Below are 13,982 nucleotides of genomic sequence, written 5' to 3' on the forward strand. Positions count from 1 at the left end.
AAAAGGATTTCGGCCCCGATTCCTGTTAACCATGACGGGTGAGCGATGATATTTGGGTGGCAGGAATACGGGAATGGGCTCAGGCCTTGAGGAAATCAGGGATCTGATCGGCGGCGAGTTCGCGCGTTCCGAACCGCGGGAGAACGCGATCGGCTATATCCGCGGCCTGCTCTCGGACGAGGAACGGAAGAATTCCTGGACCTTGTCCGAGCGCACCGGACACGGGACCCCGGACGGGATGCAACGCCTGCTTTCGACCACCGGCTGGAACCCCGATGCGGTGCGCGACGCCTTGTTCACCTACGTGGGTCGGAACCTGGGCGACCCCGCGGGGATCCTGGCGATCGACGAAACCGGTTTCCTGAAGAAGGGGTCGGCCCCGGCCGGGGTCGCCCGCCAATACTCGGGCACGCCGGACGTGCGGAAAGCTGCCAGATCGGCGTGTTCCTCACCTACGCCTCACCGGCCGGGCGTACCTTCCTGGACCGGGAACTCTACCTGCCCAAGGCCTGGACCGAGGACCCGGAACGCCGCACACGGGCCGGCATCCCCGAAGACCGGGCCATGGCCACCAAGCCGGTGCTCGCAGCAGACATGATCGAACGCGCCCTGGACGCCGGCATCCAAGCCGCATGGACCACCGGCGACGCCGTCTACGGCCAGCACACCGGGCTGCGCCGCAGGATGGAGGCCCGCGGCATGCACTTTCGTCTCGGCCGTGCCCATGAACCAACGCGTGATCACACCCGCCCCCGACTCGTTCGGAGCCGAGGGGCGGGCCGACGAGCTCTTCGCATCGCTGGGCGGGCGCGCCTGGCGCACCCGCACCGCCGGCACCGGAACCAAGGGCGAACGGCCCTGCGCCTGGGCCAGGATGCGCATCAACGGGCCCTCCGACACCGGGGAACGCTGGCTGCTGGCCCGCCGCTCCCTCAATGACCCCACGGACCTGGCCTGCTTCATCTGCCACACCCCCGAAAACACCACGCCGGCCGAGCTGGCCCGGGTCGCTGGAGCCCGCTGGGCCATCGTGGACACCTTCCAGACCTCCAAGGGTGAAACCGGGCTGGACCACTACCCGGTGTGCCAATACACCGGCTGGTACCGGCACATCACCCTGTCCATGTTCGCCCAGGCCTTCCTGAGCGTAATCCGCTCAAAAACTGGGGCCCGCATCCAGGCACCGGCCATCTGGACAGATTCTCCCTGCCCGAGATCAGGCGCCTCATCGTCCTGATTGCCTGACCCCGGGAACCGGACCCGGCACACGTCATCCGGTGCTCCCTCTGGCGCCGAAAGCACCAGCACCGGGCCCGGCAATGCCACTACAAAGCCCGAGGACACACCCTACAAACGCGACTGTAGTACTAGTCGGCGTCGGTTGCTTCTAGGCGGCCGGATCGAACCGCGTCGGCGAAGGCCTGGTAGTCCTGTTCGTTCTGGTCGGCGTAACGCTCGGAAAATTTGGCGATGGAGCGGTCGAACTTGTCACTCTTGCCGAGATAGGCGGCAATTGCGATCGGATCGCCGGAGCGGGCGTGGGCACGGGCGAGGGTCCACCCGCAGAAGCTGGCATAGACCGTCATGCCGATCGGTTTCATCTCTTCCGCAGGGGCCGAGCCTTTCATATCACGCAGTTGCCGCCAGTACAGGTACCGGTTTCCCTGCTCGCTTCTGGTCCATCCAAGGAAGATGTCGCTCGCAGCCTGCATCCTCCGTTGCCCCTGCACCACGCGCTCACCCGGCTGCTTGAACCGGCTTTTCGGCAAGTGGTCCTCCAACACTGATCTCGTGGCCTCCTTGACCTGCAGGAACAAGGGATCCCTTTGATCACGCCCCTGAAGCAAGATGATGTACGCCCTGGTTCCCACGCTGCCGACGCCCACCACGTTGCGGGCGAGGTCGATGATTTCGAAGCGTTCGAGCAGTTCACGCCGTTCGTCTTGCAGGGTGGCACTGTAGGACCGGAGCTGGCCACGAATCACGTGCCAAACGTCATCGGCATCCATGCCGTACGATGCACCCAGCTCCCGGGCGGGGATGACGATCGGCGGCTGGCTGACGATCCGGTACTTCCCGTCCACGAGCTCAGCTAGCTTGGAAAGTGCCTGAAGGCTGTCACGGGTACGGGCCTTTGCGACAAATTTTCGCGCAGTCTTTTCCACGCCCTCGGCTGCCTTCTTTTGAGCTTTGCTCTTCCCGGTTGACACTGCCAATTCGAGGGCTTCCACCAAATGCTGCTCGGACAGGCGGGCGTACCAAATGTCCAGGGTGCCCATTTGCGCGAATTCGGACATCGCTTCGCGGTAGGCCCGAACGGCAGTGCGTGTCACATCACGGGTTTCTTCCTTGGTGAACCCGTTGTTCCGCGCCGCGATGGTGAAGCTGGCGGCCATGCGTTTGACGTCGTACTCGAACGGGCCCGGGAGTGTCTCGTCGAAGTCATTCAAGTCGAACAGCAGGGTCCGTTCCGGCGAGGCGAAGACGCCGAAGTTGGACAGATGGGCGTCTCCGCACAGCTGGGATGCCAGGCCCGCGCGCGGGGTGTCCTTCAAGTCGGCGGCCATGATCTTGGCTGCACCCCGGTAAAACGTGAACGGTGAGACCAGCATCCGGCCGTGACGCACCGGTACGAGATCCTGTTCCCGGGTGATGTTTTGTTCCTCGAGGAGCGCGACCGGATCCGGTCGGTCCGGCGCGGGAGTCCAGTCCTCGTGGCTTATGACGGGCGCCTTCACCCGGCATCCCCTGCCTCTCGCAGCACGCTCCTCGACGCTTGGGTGACTATCTTTGGCCTTGACCATGACGGTCGACCTCCCTGTTACATCGGGAACCGCCAGCGGCATTGATTGCCTCGGGCAGTCTCTGCCGGGCGCTCAAACGCGCCTTGGCTCCGTGTTCGTTCGGATTTGGCGCGCAGTAGGCGACCATCGAGGTCCGTGCGCCCCCGGGCCTGCCCGTCGAAGTGCCCGCGGGAAACAGCCGGGGATCGCTTGCCCGGGCCACTGGGCACAGCGGCCCGGGCCGCCTGCAGCATCGCATCCTCCTTCATACTGTGATTGTGTTCCCGAAATGGCCCATCGTCAACGAAACCGCTGACGGTTCGAAAAACGCGCGCTCACGGCCGTCGCCCCATGCCGGCGCGGGGTGGCTGACGGCCGTTCTATGTCATTCAGGTGAGCTCCTCCGCCGTCGACACCAACGGAACCGAGCAGTCGCGGAACGCCGCCACAAAGCGCCGGGCTACACAGCACGGGAACCGACGAATTGGTCTGACGCAGACAGCATGCGACGCCGCTGACGGCTGGAACAGGCAAGTGGCCCGCTTCGGACATTCCTGCCGGTAACCCGTGATGGCGATGGCCGCGACCCTCGAAACGCACCGACCACTGAGCTGAAACCGCCAAATGCTGTCGCGATTCACGAGCACCTGTCAGCACTGTACCTATCCGGTGGAACACCTTGTTGTGGGACGTTTTGAGACGCTACACGGAACACCCCTTGCGGAACTTCCGGAGACAACGCGCCCGTGCCATAAATAACGGAATCCGACTCACCAGTGTCCGCGCCGGCTGGGCGCGCCACATTCTGGCCCTGCTCATAGGCATGACGGTGCTCTGGTCCATTCCATTGATGGTCCTTCAGCCATGGAAAGCGCACGTCAACGGGCTCTGTGTCGTCGCGGCAATAGCGGCCCTAATCTGCACTTTGGCACTTTCAGGGTGGATGCACGCGCACGGAACCACTCTCGTGTCGACAGCGGCAGGTTTCAGCTTCCTGACCTGGAAACGGAACCATCCCGACTGCTCCAGGCCGCCATCGATCAACAGCACGGGAGCTAGCGCCGACCCCGGGTATGCCCGAAGCGTTCGATCATGGGAAGAGCGCCGCGTAAACTCTCGAACGGCCTCGAAGGGCTCACACCCGAGATTGGCGATACCGCGCGGCAGGTCCTGCCCATGAGCCGTTGAGCACAGCAAAAACCGAGCCAATTACGGCTGTGATTCACTGAAGCCGGCCAACGGGATCATCCAAACTTGTATATGCGGGAAATGCCTTGCGGAGCGGGCTTGAGGAATGCCGGTGGTTGCTGGCGGGAGCTTCACCCCCTGCGGGTGATGTCGTCCCATGCCTCGGCGCAATAGGTTTGCGGGTAGAGCCGGGGCGATCCGACCCCATCGCGTCCCTCGGCCCAAAACACCGCAACCGGATGGAGACATGACCATGGCCGAAGAAGAAAACCCAGTCCTCGACACTCTCGTCGAGATCACCACCGCATCGCTGGATCGCTGCAGCCTCGATCCTCGTGAGCTGATGCTGGCACGGATCGCAGCCCTCGCGGCGGTCGACGCCCCGCCCGCCTCCTACCTGCTCAACGCCCGTGGAGCGATGGAGGTCGGCATCACCCTGCAGGATGCGCAGGGCATCCTCGTCGCCGTTGCGCCCATCATCGGCACGCCCCGGGTTGTGGAGGCAGCCAGCAGCCTCGCCGCGGCGCTCGGCTTCGCCATCGGGCTCGAAGCCGCAGCCGAGGCGCAAGCTGAGGCCGAAGGCTGAGCCTGTCCCGGCGGGGCCGGGCCGGCAGCCGCCGAGCGGAGAGCGGACCTCGGCGGAAAGTCTCCGCCTAACGGTGGGCCCACCGGTGGCATCTGGTTCGTTCCTCCGCCGAAGTCGAGGGGCTAGGCGTTCAGTGCAGGCTTCCGCCGTGTGGCCCACCGCGCCCTGCCCATGCCCGCCGGGCACCGGTGCCCGGCGGGCATGGGCAGAAGCATTTCAGTGCCGACCGCCCGGTCGGGGGGAATGTCCCGTTCTGCTCCTGACCGCCCGTCGGTAGCGGGCGGTGACACCAAGCGATCACAGATAGCGGCCAAAGAGCGATCAAATCCACACGGGACGAGAAAACATAGGGATTTGTCGAAGGTAAACCGGGCGAATACGTCTCAAGTGGCCAGCGATTGGGACTTGCCGATGTTGGGTCTGCGAGTCTTGTGCTTCCGGACGGCTCGCTAGGGATTGGTCCGTGAATTTCTCCAGTGAAGGCTTGATCTGGATGATTTCTGAGGTGATGTTTGGTGCGGTGTACGGAATCGCGACGGCCATCTATCTCACAGCCCTATGGTCCTAGGTACGGGCCAATGGAGTCCTGGCTGGGCTGGTCCTCACCACCTTGATTCTTGTCCAAAGTAGTGCTCAACATATTCGAAGTACCATGGGCACCATCTCCCGCGCGTGTTGCTGACGCTTTGGGAATCAGCGTTGACAGTGACACCCGAATTCCGATGATCATCACACTTTTCATGGTCGCTGGCGGGGGATTTGCCCTCGCACATTTCTGTGGTGTGGTCAGGCGGATATCACGCTGGATCTACACCTCGGCCCTGTAGCTTCTGCCAACGCCCATGGCCAGAACCAAAGCTAAAGAGCCTCCGTTGCCTGAAAACATCGGGGCCGGCCTCGATGTTTTCACCCGCTACTTGCCGCCGGCTTCCGTGGCGTTGCCGACAGGCTGGGCGCCGTTCCTTTGCGGGGACAAAAATGGCCTGTGCTCCCGGATTTTTCTACCGGGGCGCAGGCCATTTGATGCGTTGGACGGGTGGAGTCTAGCGGGCTCCGGTACCGCGGTAAATGCGAACCCAGGTATCCGAGGTAACGCCCAAGGAGCGGCGCTGGTTGGCTACGCTAACGGTCAGCGTCACACGCCATTCCGGGCTCGGCTGGAATGCCTTGAGCAGCGGGCCGTGCAGGGTCAAGTTGCCGTCGGAAACCTCTACAACCCGGCCCAAATGTTCCGGACCCAGTTCGTCGGCGCGAACCAGCGTTTCGCGGCGAACGGCCGTGCGGCCGTGCGACGGGCGAACCAGCGAGCGTGCCTCGCGCATTGCGGCTCCGCGACGTTCGATCCGCGCCTCACGCTGGGCCTTGGTGCCGGCTGCGGAAAGCGGCGCGGGGGAGAGGCTGGAAATCGCCGTGATCCGGGTGACGGCCTCGGGATACTTCTTGACCAGCTTGGCCCAGAATTCCTCCGGACCCTTGCCCATCAGGATGACAACGCGAAGGGTGGGTGCCAAGCGCAGGAGTCGGCTCATGGGCTCGAGCCCGGCGTTCATCTGGGCGGCGTTTAGTCGGCCGGTCTCGTCCTCACTCCGGTACCAAGGGTATGCATTCCACACGAGAACTTCCTTGGCGTCGATTCCGGCCCAGGCCAGCAGCTCCGAGTAGGCCTCAGCCAGAGGGTTGTCGTCTTCGGTGGAGAGGATGTCGAGGCCCTCTTGCGGACGGTGGGCAGCTTCCGGCGCGGGCATCAGGCACAGGATCGTTGCGTCGGTTCCGCCGTGCAGCGGGGCGGTGAACGGCACCGAGGCGCCTGCATCGGCGGGATTCTGTGCACACAGGTCTTTGACCAGGGAATTGATTGGAGCAACATGCTCGGCCCACAACTCCGCTTCCTGGGAGATCTTGAAGTCGGGGTCGTTCATCATGCGCGGCATTTCGGTTCTCTCTTGGAGCGGTTTGGTGGGAACGTAGGTTACAAGCATGGCACGGTCGACATGTCGGACCGACTAAACCGGCTCCCCATTGCGGTGACGATTAGCGCACACTCAACAGTTCGGCTCAGGCCATGCCCTGTTTGATGAGGGTTGCCACGTTGGCCCAAACCACCTTTTGCTCCTGCCGGTGAACGGTGCTTTTGGCACCCAGCGGGTGCAGTGAGCGCACGACTTCCAAGTGGGGATATGACGCCGTCAGTTCCGGCAAGACGGCATCGGCGGCATCCCGGGCCTTGCGGCCAAGCAGCAAGAGCAGGCGAAGGTTCGTCATCAGCGACATGATTTCCAGCAGCGCCCGCCCGCCTTCGAGCGCTTCCCCGGGTGTCAGGTCTTTCTTGTTCTCCCGTGGCCATGGGTAGCCGTTCCATGGGCAGAAATCCGATGGGTTGATGTCGAATTCCGTCATCAGGTGCCGCTGCCGATCCGAGGCCCGGTCGGGGTTCCGCAGGCACAGGAAGTCCGGAACAAGCGTTTTCTCACCCGGGTCGTTGAGGACGCTGAGAACCGGCGCGTGGATCCCGCCGTGCCAGGGTGCCGCGTGGGGGAGTCGGACTGCGCCCTTCGCATGGCTCAACCGATCCACCAGTTCATTGATGGGTGCCACGTGGGGATCCTGCAGTCCTGCGAATTGTTCGGCCCAAAACGAGTCGTCGAGTTGTGCGCGCTTCCAGTTGTCTGCCGGTGCCATGGTCTTCCTTGCTCCGTGTCCAGTGCGGAATGTGTTCGGTTCAGATGGATTCGTTCTCGTGGCGTGGATGCCGGGCAAACCTATGAGTCCAGCCAGGACTCGAGTCCGTGAATGACCAGATCCAACCCGTCTTCGAACTGGCTGCCGAAGTCGTAACCGGGTTTCATGACAACCGCGGTGGCGACCTCCAGCAGATGAGGGTATTGGCCCGATTCAAATTGCTTGAGCATGGACGCCGCGACGTCAGTAACGGTCGCGGTGTCGCCGACGGGAATCGTGGACTCCTGCAACACGAAACCGTAGATGTAGCTGTCGAGCACAGCGTAAGCGCGGGCGGCCGCTTCGATGGAAAAACCTGCGCTTCGCAGGATGCCAAGTGTTTCGTTGTGGTGCTGCAAGGTCGCCGGCCCCGGGGAAGTCCGTGATTCGATCAGCCCGAGTGCCCAATGATGCCTGGCCAGGACCGCCCGCATGGTGACGGCCCGTTCTCGCATTGCCTGTTGCCAAGTTGAATCGTGATGGGAACGGGTCGAGGCCGCTTCTTCGAAGACCCTGTCCACCAGCCCATCGAGGATCTCCGACTTCTTGGCTACGTAGTAGTAGATGGACATGGGTTTCACGCCAAGCGCCACCGCCAGCGAGCGCATGGTGAGGGAGTCAAGCCCCGTGTGGTCGGCCAGATCCATTGCGCGCTCAAACACCAGCTCGCGGCTCAGCTGCAGCTTGGCGCCACTGGGTCCGGAAGTTTCTCTCACCATAGTGAGCACCCTATCGCATTTTCGTACTGCGTACGGTACGTTTCGTACATAGTACGAAACGATGGTGCCGTCCCGGCTCCGCCCCAGAGGACAAGGCAGGAAAATCATGGACAAGCAACGCAAAGCACGGACACCTGAATCCGAATCGGTGGCAAGCGATCGTGCGCCATCTGCAATGCGCGCGGTCACCTACAAGCGCTACGGCGGCCCCGAGGTGTTGGAGTTTTCGGAGAGCGCCAGGCCGGAACCGGAACCGGGGAAGGTCTTGGTTCGGGTGGGTGCGGCAGGTCTCGATCGCGGCACCTGGCATCTTATGGCCGGCGAACCGCGCGCTGTGCGGTTGGCCGTGGGTTTGCGCGCCCCACGCAATCCCGTTCCGGGCATCGATTTTTCCGGCGAAGTGGTGGCGATCGGTGCCGGGGTCTTGGGGTTTGCCGCCGGCGACCGGGTGCTGGGTGTGGCAGCCGGATCCTTCGCAGAGTTTGTCCTGGCGGATGCCCGCAAGCTGGTCCAGCTGCCGGAGGGCATCACGTGGGAGCGGGCAGCCGCCTTGCCGACCTCCGGCGTCACCGCATTGCAGGCCCTTCAGAAGGCCGGCACCTTGGGCCCGGACACGCGGATGCTGGTCACCGGAGCTTCGGGTGGGGTGGGCTCGTTCGTCGTGCAACTGGCAAAGCTGCGCGGAGTTCATGTAAGCGCCGAATGCTCGGCGCACAAAATGGAATTCGTCGCATCGCTCGGGGCCGACGTTGTGTACGACCGCGCGGGCGGCGGCGCATATGCGCGGGATGCCGCCTATGACGTTGTCATTGATATTGCCGGCAACCCGTCAATCGGCACCCTTCGCCGAATCTTGGTAACCGACGGGCGCGCGGTGATCGTCGGGGCCGAAGTGCCGGGCCCAAGCCTGACCGGCATGAACCGGCAGATGCGCGCGGTTCTCGTGTCCCCGTTCCTGCGGCAGTCCCTTGCCATGTTGGTCTCCGTCAACAAGAAGCAGGATCTGACGGCGCTGGTGGAACTGATGTCCGCGGGCAAGCTGGAGAGCAGGATCGACAGGACCTTTCGGCTGGGCGAGGCCCGCGAGGCCATGGAATACCTCGTGGCCGGCAGCGTGTGCGGAAAGGTTGTGCTGGTTCCCTGAGCCATGGGGGTCCCCAATGCCGAGGCCGCCCGCCGATGCGTCGGGCATCCGCGGGCGGCCTCGGTGTTTTGTGCCGGGTCGGCTAGACGGCGGACCAGCCGCCGTCCGAGGCCAGGACCACGCCATTGACGTTGCTGCCGTCATCACTGAGCAGGAAGGTGATCGAGGCGGCCAGCTGTGCCGCGGTGGCGGGTGCCGGGATGTTCGCGCCCATCAGCGGTCCAAGGACCTCAACGGCCATCGGCGAATCCATCGGGGCCTCGATGTTGGTGATGGTGGCTCCCGGCGCAACGGCGTTGAAGCGCAGGCCCTTCTTCCCGTAGATCACCGCGGAGTTCTTGGTCATGCCGATGACCGCGTGCTTCGAGGCAGTGTAGGCGGCGCCGGCGGCCGAGCCACGCAGGCCGGCCTCGGAGGAAATGTTGACCACCGAGCCGGTTCCCGCCTCGAGCATCAGGGGAACCACGGCACGGGTCAGGCGCATGGTCGCGTTGACGTTTACGTTGAACACGCGGTCCCAGGTGGCGTCGTCAACCTCGTGGACGGGCTGGAACCTGTCCATGATGCCGGCGATGTTGGCCAGTGCGTCGACCTGGCCGTCCGCCGCCGCAACGACCTTGGCAATGGCCTCCTCGCTGGAGATGTCGCCTGCCACCGGGACCAGGTCAAGGTCCGCGTATTCCGCCACCAGTGCGTCGAGGCGCTCCTGGCTGATGTCCGCGGCAATGACCTTGCCTCCTTCGCGTGCGACGCGCAGGGCCGTGGCCTGGCCGATGCCGGAGCCCGCGCCGGTGACGATCACGGTTTTTCCTGCAAAACGGCCGGTGGTGGTGACTTCCTGCCAGGTGGTGTCGGTGCTCATAAGGCGTTCTCCTCAATGCTGGAATCCAAGACGCCTTCAGGTTATGACACTGAGTATCCTAAAACAATGGCCCATACTTGTGGGATGCCAGATAGCACCATTCCCCGACAGGTTCGATCGGCGGGCAGGCCCCCGAGAATCGACCCGGACGCCGTCGCCGCCGTTGCGGTGCGCCTTTTTGCCGCGCGCGGCTACGAAGCGACCTCGATGGATGAGATTGCCGCGGCGGCCGGCATCGGGCGCAAGAGCCTGTACCGCTATTTCCCCAGCAAGTCGGCTCTGGTCTGGGGCGGCCTCGAAGAGGCAACAGCGGCCTCGCGGGGGATCCTCGGAGATCGGGATGCATCTGCGCCGGGCGATCCGCTCGAAGTGCTGCGCGCAGCTGCCGTGGCATCCGTCCGGGCGCTGCCCGACCTGGCGGTCACGCGCGGCAGGCTGCGGTTGATCGCCGAGCACCCCGAACTCGGGGCGCATTCCTACGCAATGTTGGAGGGCCAGCGCCAGGCGGTCGTTGACTTTCTTGTGGACTCGGGGCTGTCCAGCTCCCGGGCCTACTATGTTTCGGCCGCCTACTCGGCCGCACTTTTTGCCGGATGGCTGCACTGGGCGAAGGGTGAAGACGCCGAACCGCTACCGCACCTTTTGGAAGCCCTGCACGTGCTGCGGATTCCGGGCCCGTAGGTCCGGCGGCGGGGCCGGCGCTTGTGGAATTCGACACGCTGCGGCCGGAAAATGACACATGGTCTGTGCCCGGGGAAACTTTCTGGCATAATGGACAGGTACTCGATTTGATGTGGCCCCTCTCTCCGCGTTGAATCCTGTCCTTTTTGAGTCGCTACGGTATGGCCCGCCCCACGGGTGCAGAAATAGGGACTCGCACATGTTGAGAAACAGGAGTGACCACTAAAGTGGCCGTTAAAATTCGTCTGAAGCGCTTCGGCAAGATGCGCGCACCTTACTACCGTATCGTCGTCATGGATTCGCGTTCCAAGCGCGATGGCCGTGCGATCGAAGAAATCGGCAAGTACCACCCGACCGAAGAGCCTTCGTTCATCGAGGTCACTTCCGACCGCGCCCAGTACTGGCTCTCCGTCGGCGCCCAGCCGACCGAGCAGGTTGCCGCGATCTTGAAGATCACCGGTGACTGGCAGAAGTTCAAGGGCATCGAGGGCCAGGAAGGTACCTTGAAGTTCAAGGAACCGAAGGCTCCTTTCGTTGTTCCGGAGAAGGGCTCGGTCATCCTGCCCGAGGCCATCACCAAGAAGGCTGAAAAGCCTGCTGCTGAGGCCGTTGAGGCAGAAGCAACCGAGGCTGAGTAACCAGTGCTCGTAGATGCGCTGGATCACCTGGTACGTGGCATCGTAGACACCCCCGACGACGTGCAGGTCGCGTTGAAGGGGAACCGTCGCGGTGACATCCTAGAGGTGCGCGTGCACCCCGAGGATCTCGGTCGGGTCATTGGACGTCAGGGTCGCACCGCGAAAGCGCTGCGCACCGTGATTGCCGCTCTGGCGGACGAACCAATTCGTGTTGACGTTGTCGACACGGACCGTCGCCGGTAGCCAGCCTCTGACACATTTTTTGTGTAGCCGTGGCCCCACGTTCCCGCAAGGGAAACGTGGGGCCACGGTGCGTTAAAGGCAAAATGCGATGCAACGCTCACGGGCGCCGGGGGATGAGCATCCCGCGGCCACGTAAGATTGAAGCAATACCCAGCGGTTTTCCGGCCTTCCCGCCGCAAAGCCGCGCAACCACCAGCACCGGATCACCGGACCCTCACGTATTCAAGGAGAAAACGCATGCGCCTGCAGGTCGCCCGCATTGGCAAGCCACACGGTATCCGCGGCGAGGTGACGGTGCAGGTGCTGACCGATGCACCGGAAGACCGTTTTGTCCCGGGATCCGTGTTCGAGGTGGAGCACCCCGGCATCAAGACCCTCACCGTCGAGGGTGCTCGCTGGAACAAGGAAATCCTCCTGCTGGCCTTCGCGGAAATCCTCGATCGCAACACCGCTGAAACCATCCGCGGCGCCAAGCTGTTCATCGAAACCGACGACGTGGAAGACGAGAGCGAGGGCTGGTACGAGCACGAACTCGTGGACCTCGAGGCCCGCGTAGGCGACAACGTCATCGGCAAGGTCACCGCGCTGCGCACCGGCAACGTCCAAGACCTCTTGGTGGTCAAGTCAAACGACGGCGACGAGGTCTACGTTCCATTCGTGGAGAGTATCGTTCCCGAGGTCAACATCGAGGGCGGCTACATCCTGATGACCCCTCCGGCGGGCCTCTTCGAGATCAACCGTGAAGACGCCGCCGCCGACGAAAACCCGGGCCAGGAAGCCTAGTCCCGATGCGCATTGATGTCGTTTCCATCTTCCCCGAGTACCTGGCAGCGCTAGATCTTTCGCTGATCGGCAAGGCCCGCCGCGAAAACCTCCTGGACCTGAACGTCCACGACCTGCGCGACTACACCCACGACCGCCACCGCACGGTGGACGACACCCCGTACGGTGGCGGTGCCGGCATGGTCATGAAGCCCGAGCCGTGGGCCGCCGCGCTGGGCCGCATTGCCACCGAATCGCCGGTTGCCAAGGTTTCGGGCAACAAGCCGGTCCTGATCGTGCCCTCGCCCGCGGGTGCCGTGTTCAACCAGGAAATGGCCTACGAGCTGGCCGAGGCCGAGCACCTGGCCTTCGCCTGCGGGCGCTACGAGGGCATCGACGAACGCGTCATCGAACACGCCGCCGAGTCCTTCGACGTCCGCCCGGTCTCCATCGGGGACTACGTGCTCAACGGGGGAGAGGTGGCGGTCCTGGCCATGGTCGAGGCCATTTGCCGGCTGATCCCCGGTGTCATCGGCAACCCGGAATCCCTGGTCGAGGAGTCCCACTCCGACGGCCTGCTGGAATACCCCGTGTACACCAAGCCAGCCGCCTGGGAGGGACGCGAGGTTCCGGAGGTGCTGCTCTCGGGCAACCACGGAAAGATCGCGCGCTTCCGCCGCAACAAGCAGCTGGAGCGCACCGCGGCCCGCCGCCCGGACCTGATTGTGCAGCTGGATGCTTCCACGCTGAACCGCCACGACCGCGACACTCTGTGGCACAGCGGCTTTGCCATCGCCGACGGCAAGATCGTCCCCAAGAGCCAGATCGAGCAGGACTAGCCGCATCGAGCAGGATCCCGTCACCGTCATTGGCGCCTAGGCCGGTTTTCCGGCGGTTTCGAGCAGCCGGATTATCGCGCTCTGCTTCAACTTGCGTGCATGGTCCAACGCGGTCATTCCCTCGGGATCCGCAATGGCGAGGTTCGCCTCGTCATCGATTAACATCTCCACTACGTCCTGGTAGGGCTGGGATCCGTCGCCGTGGATGACGGCCGTGAGCAGGCAGGTCAGGCCGGCGTCGTTCACATGGTCCACGGCGATGTCCCAGTCCACGAGGATTTCCACCGTTTCGACGTAGGCATGTTGGCAGGCCGGGATCAGCGCGGTGTCGCCGTTGCGGTTGGTGGCGCGGATATCGGCCCCATGTTCCAGGGTCAGGACCAGGATTTCGGTAAGCCCCTCGGCTCCCGCGTAGAGGAAGGCCGAGTCCTTCAGCTCGTCTTTCGCGTTCACGTTGGCACCGTGCTCCATGAGTTCGCGTGCCGCTTCGATCGCGTTGGCCCGCGTTGCGGCGAGCAACGCCGTCCGGGCGCCTTCTCCGCGGTATTCCATGGGGGCGCCGGCCTCAAGGAGCCTGCTGATCTCCGCGGTGTCGTTCACCGATGCCGCACGTATCAAGGCCTGCCCAAGGACGGCCGCGGCGTCGGAATTCAATGTCGACTTGGGCAGGGTGGTCGGCGCAACGGATCCCGGGACTCCCGAGTGGGGGATGCCGCATGCGCCCAGGCCCATGAGCGCAGCAAGGACCGAACACGCGACCAGCTTCCGTGCATCCGGTTTCTTGGACATGGCCTTATCCTAAGTCGTTGTCGTGGCCAT

14 protein-coding genes and 1 pseudogene are annotated in these 13,982 nt (G+C 63.7%); 9 read left to right on the forward strand and 6 right to left on the reverse strand.

What is annotated here, in order from left to right; genetic code table 11:
* Positions 1-73 precede the first annotated feature (73 nt).
* A pseudogene (locus JOF47_RS05915) lies at positions 74-939 on the forward strand (IS701 family transposase).
* Positions 875-1,237: a hypothetical protein gene (locus tag JOF47_RS22465; RefSeq protein WP_377738097.1), complete on the forward strand. Its 363-nt coding sequence runs from the start codon at positions 875-877 to the stop codon at positions 1,235-1,237. The pseudogene JOF47_RS05915 and the gene JOF47_RS22465 overlap by 65 nt, the downstream one beginning before the upstream one ends.
* Positions 1,238-1,367: 130 nt before the next feature.
* On the opposite strand, the gene JOF47_RS05920 is transcribed toward JOF47_RS22465, so the two are convergent.
* Positions 1,368-2,804 carry a DUF2252 domain-containing protein gene (locus JOF47_RS05920; protein ID WP_209996574.1) on the reverse strand — a complete coding sequence of 479 codons (1,437 nt, stop codon included), beginning with the start codon at positions 2,802-2,804 and terminating at the stop codon, positions 1,368-1,370.
* Positions 2,805-4,224: 1,420 nt separating this feature from the next.
* On the opposite strand from JOF47_RS05920, the gene JOF47_RS05925 reads away from it, so the two are divergent.
* The gene (locus JOF47_RS05925; protein WP_209996575.1) at positions 4,225-4,557 is read left to right on the forward strand and encodes a carboxymuconolactone decarboxylase family protein; all 333 of its coding nucleotides are present in this window, start codon (positions 4,225-4,227) and stop codon (positions 4,555-4,557) included.
* A 1,043-nt stretch (positions 4,558-5,600) separates the two neighbouring features.
* Here JOF47_RS05925 and JOF47_RS05930 read toward each other — a convergent pair.
* The 3 genes from JOF47_RS05930 to JOF47_RS05940 form a co-directional block, all read right to left on the reverse strand.
* Complete coding sequence (locus tag JOF47_RS05930; protein ID WP_209996576.1) at positions 5,601-6,479, reverse strand: uracil-DNA glycosylase family protein; 879 nt, start codon at positions 6,477-6,479, stop codon at positions 5,601-5,603.
* 133 nt (positions 6,480-6,612) lie between these two features.
* Positions 6,613-7,236: a uracil-DNA glycosylase family protein gene (locus JOF47_RS05935; protein ID WP_209996577.1), complete on the reverse strand. Its 624-nt coding sequence runs from the start codon at positions 7,234-7,236 to the stop codon at positions 6,613-6,615.
* Positions 7,237-7,316: 80 nt separating this feature from the next.
* On the reverse strand, positions 7,317-7,994 hold the full coding sequence (locus JOF47_RS05940; RefSeq protein ID WP_209996578.1) for a TetR/AcrR family transcriptional regulator C-terminal domain-containing protein: 678 nt from the start codon (positions 7,992-7,994) through the stop codon (positions 7,317-7,319).
* 106 nt (positions 7,995-8,100) lie between these two features.
* Here JOF47_RS05940 and JOF47_RS05945 point away from each other — a divergent pair, with 106 nt between their 5' ends.
* Positions 8,101-9,138: an NAD(P)-dependent alcohol dehydrogenase gene (locus JOF47_RS05945; protein ID WP_209996579.1), complete on the forward strand. Its 1,038-nt coding sequence runs from the start codon at positions 8,101-8,103 to the stop codon at positions 9,136-9,138.
* A gap of 82 nt (positions 9,139-9,220) precedes the next feature.
* On the opposite strand, the gene JOF47_RS05950 is transcribed toward JOF47_RS05945, so the two are convergent.
* Positions 9,221-10,000 (reverse strand): SDR family NAD(P)-dependent oxidoreductase, encoded by a 780-nt coding sequence (locus JOF47_RS05950; protein ID WP_209996580.1) that lies wholly within the window; start codon positions 9,998-10,000, stop codon positions 9,221-9,223.
* Between the two features lie 84 nt (positions 10,001-10,084).
* Here JOF47_RS05950 and JOF47_RS05955 point away from each other — a divergent pair, with 84 nt between their 5' ends.
* From JOF47_RS05955 to trmD, 5 genes are all read left to right on the forward strand, one after another.
* Entirely contained in the window at positions 10,085-10,681 is a 597-nt protein-coding gene (locus tag JOF47_RS05955) for a TetR family transcriptional regulator (protein ID WP_209996582.1), read from the forward strand.
* Between the two features lie 227 nt (positions 10,682-10,908).
* Positions 10,909-11,319: a 30S ribosomal protein S16 gene (rpsP, locus tag JOF47_RS05960; protein ID WP_209996584.1), complete on the forward strand. Its 411-nt coding sequence runs from the start codon at positions 10,909-10,911 to the stop codon at positions 11,317-11,319.
* A gap of 3 nt (positions 11,320-11,322) precedes the next feature.
* Positions 11,323-11,562 (forward strand): RNA-binding protein, encoded by a 240-nt coding sequence (locus JOF47_RS05965; RefSeq protein WP_209996586.1) that lies wholly within the window; start codon positions 11,323-11,325, stop codon positions 11,560-11,562.
* Between the two features lie 237 nt (positions 11,563-11,799).
* Positions 11,800-12,345: a ribosome maturation factor RimM gene (gene rimM / locus JOF47_RS05970; RefSeq protein WP_209996590.1), complete on the forward strand. Its 546-nt coding sequence runs from the start codon at positions 11,800-11,802 to the stop codon at positions 12,343-12,345.
* A gap of 5 nt (positions 12,346-12,350) precedes the next feature.
* Complete coding sequence (trmD, locus tag JOF47_RS05975) at positions 12,351-13,163, forward strand: tRNA (guanosine(37)-N1)-methyltransferase TrmD (RefSeq protein WP_209996591.1); 813 nt, start codon at positions 12,351-12,353, stop codon at positions 13,161-13,163.
* Between the two features lie 36 nt (positions 13,164-13,199).
* On the opposite strand, the gene JOF47_RS05980 is transcribed toward trmD, so the two are convergent.
* Entirely contained in the window at positions 13,200-13,952 is a 753-nt protein-coding gene (locus JOF47_RS05980) for an ankyrin repeat domain-containing protein (protein ID WP_245356276.1), read from the reverse strand.
* Positions 13,953-13,982 lie beyond the last annotated feature (30 nt).

The sequence above is a fragment of the Paeniglutamicibacter kerguelensis genome, from assembly GCF_017876535.1.
Taxonomy (GTDB): Bacteria; Actinomycetota; Actinomycetes; order Actinomycetales; family Micrococcaceae; genus Paeniglutamicibacter; species Paeniglutamicibacter kerguelensis.

Excerpts from the sequence above, each read along its gene's own strand:
- JOF47_RS05925 (WP_209996575.1), top strand. The coding sequence starts at position 4,225 with ATGGCCGAAGAAGAAAACCCAGTCCTCGACACTCTCGTCGAGATCACC.
- trmD (WP_209996591.1), top strand. The coding sequence starts at position 12,351 with ATGCGCATTGATGTCGTTTCCATCTTCCCCGAGTACCTGGCAGCGCTA.
- JOF47_RS05955 (WP_209996582.1), top strand. The coding sequence starts at position 10,085 with ATGCCAGATAGCACCATTCCCCGACAGGTTCGATCGGCGGGCAGGCCC.
- JOF47_RS05940 (WP_209996578.1), bottom strand. The coding sequence starts at position 7,994 with ATGGTGAGAGAAACTTCCGGACCCAGTGGCGCCAAGCTGCAGCTGAGC.
- JOF47_RS05980 (WP_245356276.1), bottom strand. The coding sequence starts at position 13,952 with ATGTCCAAGAAACCGGATGCACGGAAGCTGGTCGCGTGTTCGGTCCTT.
- JOF47_RS05945 (WP_209996579.1), top strand. The coding sequence starts at position 8,101 with ATGGACAAGCAACGCAAAGCACGGACACCTGAATCCGAATCGGTGGCA.
- rimM (WP_209996590.1), top strand. The coding sequence starts at position 11,800 with ATGCGCCTGCAGGTCGCCCGCATTGGCAAGCCACACGGTATCCGCGGC.
- JOF47_RS05920 (WP_209996574.1), bottom strand. The coding sequence starts at position 2,804 with ATGGTCAAGGCCAAAGATAGTCACCCAAGCGTCGAGGAGCGTGCTGCG.
- JOF47_RS05950 (WP_209996580.1), bottom strand. The coding sequence starts at position 10,000 with ATGAGCACCGACACCACCTGGCAGGAAGTCACCACCACCGGCCGTTTT.
- JOF47_RS05935 (WP_209996577.1), bottom strand. The coding sequence starts at position 7,236 with ATGGCACCGGCAGACAACTGGAAGCGCGCACAACTCGACGACTCGTTT.
- JOF47_RS05930 (WP_209996576.1), bottom strand. The coding sequence starts at position 6,479 with ATGATGAACGACCCCGACTTCAAGATCTCCCAGGAAGCGGAGTTGTGG.
- JOF47_RS22465 (WP_377738097.1), top strand. The coding sequence starts at position 875 with ATGCGCATCAACGGGCCCTCCGACACCGGGGAACGCTGGCTGCTGGCC.